The organism is Bartonella rattaustraliani AUST/NH4 (genome assembly GCF_000312565.1).
Classification (GTDB): Bacteria; Pseudomonadota; Alphaproteobacteria; order Rhizobiales; family Rhizobiaceae; genus Bartonella; species Bartonella rattaustraliani.
On the sequence record NZ_CALW02000043.1, the window covers coordinates 1 to 2,853 of the forward strand.

A 2,853-nucleotide genomic window follows, 5' to 3' on the forward strand; every position below is an offset into this window, starting at 1 on the left:
GAGCGAACGCCATTATCATCTTTTCGATTAACTTCATTCTCAATCTCAAACCGTGTTCTCGCTGTCTTTAAAGCGCCCTCTACTTGCTTATCCTGCTCTGCTTTCCTGCCGAGATAAAACGCCCTAGATAAAGCCATAAAAAAAACGGCTAAAGCCGTTGTCATCTTCAAGGAATATTTCTTAAACCAAAAAATCACAGACGTTCCTCCCGAAACCGTTTGGCTATCAAAAAAAGGCGGTCATCAAGACCATCCCCTGAGCCGGCCCCATAAAGCACCAGAACCCATTCCTAAAGCTGCAGCTTTACCAATCCTTCCAAAGGTTGATGCCGCAGAACCTAATTTCAAAAATTGGAACCCAGGGATAAATGAGGCTGCTGTTGGTATAAATGAACCAAGCGCATAAGCACCAGTAGACAACCACCATGGATATTTCTCTTCTAAGGCTTTTTGGTAAGCCCGTTCCTTTGCTACTCTTTTGTTATAAATCTCCTCTGCTCGTTTATTGCTACTCCAATAATCCTTAAAACCTGCTTCACGTATCGCCTGTAGCTCATCACTATAGCCTACTGTTAAACCAGACATGAAATGACTTCGAAGAACATCCCACGGTGTAAGGTCTTTATCATCAAAGGAAAAATCATCTGTTGTATTTTGCAATCCTTCAACAAAATTATTAGATAATGATGAATTGGAGGCATCATCGATAACACGCAAACGATAACGTTTTCCACTCTTGGACGTTACATATTCAGGAATGCTCGTATCAGTATTCATCGAACCTCTTCCTTTTCAATAATAAGACTGGTAGAAGGATCTCTAAATATAGTGATGTCATCTCTGTCGGTGACTTCCTTGATACTCATTGTAGGTGCATCTTCACTACCTTGTTTGCCCATTGGATTATGAATAGAATATTCTGAAGCGATTTCTAGCGGGGTATTTATAGGCTGTCCTGTTGCTAAATTATGCAGTTGTTGCTTGTTAAATTTCTCCAAAATTTTAAGTGTTTGTTGAAGCATTCCTAAGGTTTCCAACAATTTTTCTTTAGAACGACCAGTGTCTAAAGCACCAAAAGTTGATACCAGCATTTCACTTTCTGTATTCGATATAGGACCAACACCTATAGCTCCATTGTTACTGAGAGATTTTAAACTTTCGAATACATTCTTGAGAGCGCCACCTTTAATCGTTTGAAATTCTTGGTCCAAGTCATATGCAGGACTTCCTCCAATCCCACGCGTAAGATGCCCTGGAAGCCCCGTCGAAAACAACTTGTCTTTTATGAGATGAATAGCGTTATTAATAGCATTCATTCCAATTGTGAGCTGCACATCTGTAACTGCGATATTTTTCTGCTTGTTGAACTGATATTCTTGTTCTTCTCTCTTTTTCTTATTATACTCAAGCTCTTGTGGTGATCCTTTAATAGGTCTCATTTCCCGTTGACGAGTCTCCGGATTATCATACCACTCAAACCCAGGAAGCAATTGTGGACTATTCGAACCTGTTAAAATAGCACTAAGCATTTTAGGGTTACTTGCCATAAACCGCGCTTCTTCTTCACCGTATCCTTTAGACTTCAGATACTCGACGGTTTGATTAACTTGTTCTCTTTGTTTATTCCCTTCACTAAGCTTCGTAACACCATGTGCAAGAGTATCCCACCCTGAACCACCTGCTGGTGCTGCTGCCATACCAGAAACAAGATCTTGAAGACTTTTATAAAAATCTGATTGTACAAATTTCTCAAAACCACTGCGATTATCTACCGGTGGCTGTACCTGCCCCGAGACTGGTGGCTGTGATATTGAGGTTGTATCTACCTTCGGTTTAATACTTTGTGGATCAACCTCTAGTAAATTTGGCAGTGGTGCAAGATTTTCTAAACCAAGAGGCATTTCCACTCCAGGAACGGTGTAAGGTGACTTTTCTTCTTCACGATACACAGCATTAGGATCAATAGTAGCTGAATCAGCAGGAAAAAAAGATCCCATGGAAGCTAAATTAGGATGAGGAATAACACTGATAGCAGGAGGACCTTTATATTGCTGCATTAATTTCTGCAACATATCTCTTTTATCAATAGGTCTCTCACCAAGTTTCGGAATAACCCCTCCTAATATCTTACGCCCATACAATTATTCGCGCTTTTTGCGCTCTCTTTCCTCCAGCAATCGAGACCACGTCCGTGGTACCGGTAATGGATATTCCGTCCTATCTTGCAAGTATCCCTGCGGGCTCAGTCGACCAAAAGGTGCGTCAATAAAAGTCACGGCTTTTTCCTTTCCTATATACTTAATTTATATCTAAAAATGCACGCAGGTTACTTCTATGATTTCTTCTTAAGAACTCGCTTAGTGCAGATTCTCCTGCTGCTGCCGCGGCGGCGCCTACTGATCACCTACCATTTAAACGGAATATTCTTTGCTCCCTCAAGTGCCAGACCACCTATAATCAGTGCATTCCTCCATGGATCATTGCCTGGCATCAGGGAGGCTATACTCTTATTCATTGTCTGACCATAATTGCCTGCAAAGCCACGCGCTGCATTCATCAACATATTCAGCCTATTCCAACCACTGTTATCTTGCTCAAGCCAGCGTTCACGATCAGCATCAATAAGGCGTTGATTGTAATCATCAAGCAGTGATGATCCCTGCAAGGCATTCGAATAAGCATTATTGTAAGCGGGCAATAAATTCCCTACCATTCCCAACCGGTACTTATTCAGATCCCCAAGAACCGCATTGGCTTGTGTCATATTTTGCATATATTGCCCAAAGTGATCTGCCATAGCATTGGTAAGTCCTCTATCCATGGCAACGTATTGATTTATAACGATAATCTAGCG

5 protein-coding genes are annotated in these 2,853 nt (G+C 41.4%); all 5 read right to left on the reverse strand.

The genetic code is table 11. The features are described from left to right. Positions 1-197, reverse strand: a 197-nt coding sequence (locus BN67_RS11760) for a hypothetical protein (RefSeq protein ID WP_033313212.1), incomplete at its 3' end; no start/stop codon positions are given. Between the two features lie 45 nt (positions 198-242). Next, positions 243-776, reverse strand: coding sequence for a cupredoxin domain-containing protein (locus tag BN67_RS06565; protein WP_019223345.1), 534 nt, complete (start codon positions 774-776; stop codon positions 243-245). Then, a complete protein-coding gene (locus BN67_RS11765; RefSeq protein WP_019223346.1) occupies positions 773-2,140 on the reverse strand; it encodes a hypothetical protein in 1,368 nt (455 codons plus the stop codon). Before BN67_RS11765 ends, BN67_RS06565 begins: the two co-directional genes overlap by 4 nt. Continuing rightward, positions 2,141-2,275: a hypothetical protein gene (locus tag BN67_RS15220; RefSeq protein WP_280101214.1), complete on the reverse strand. Its 135-nt coding sequence runs from the start codon at positions 2,273-2,275 to the stop codon at positions 2,141-2,143. Positions 2,276-2,403: 128 nt separating this feature from the next. Continuing rightward, positions 2,404-2,820, reverse strand: a complete 417-nt coding sequence (locus BN67_RS11770) for a hypothetical protein (protein ID WP_019223347.1) — start codon at positions 2,818-2,820, stop codon at positions 2,404-2,406. Positions 2,821-2,853: the final 33 nt, after the last annotated feature.

What these genes read in the sequence shown, in the direction of transcription:
- BN67_RS11770 (WP_019223347.1), bottom strand. Translation starts at nt 2,820, where the DNA reads ATGGATAGAGGACTTACCAATGCTATGGCAGATCACTTTGGGCAATAT.
- BN67_RS06565 (WP_019223345.1), bottom strand. Translation starts at nt 776, where the DNA reads ATGAATACTGATACGAGCATTCCTGAATATGTAACGTCCAAGAGTGGA.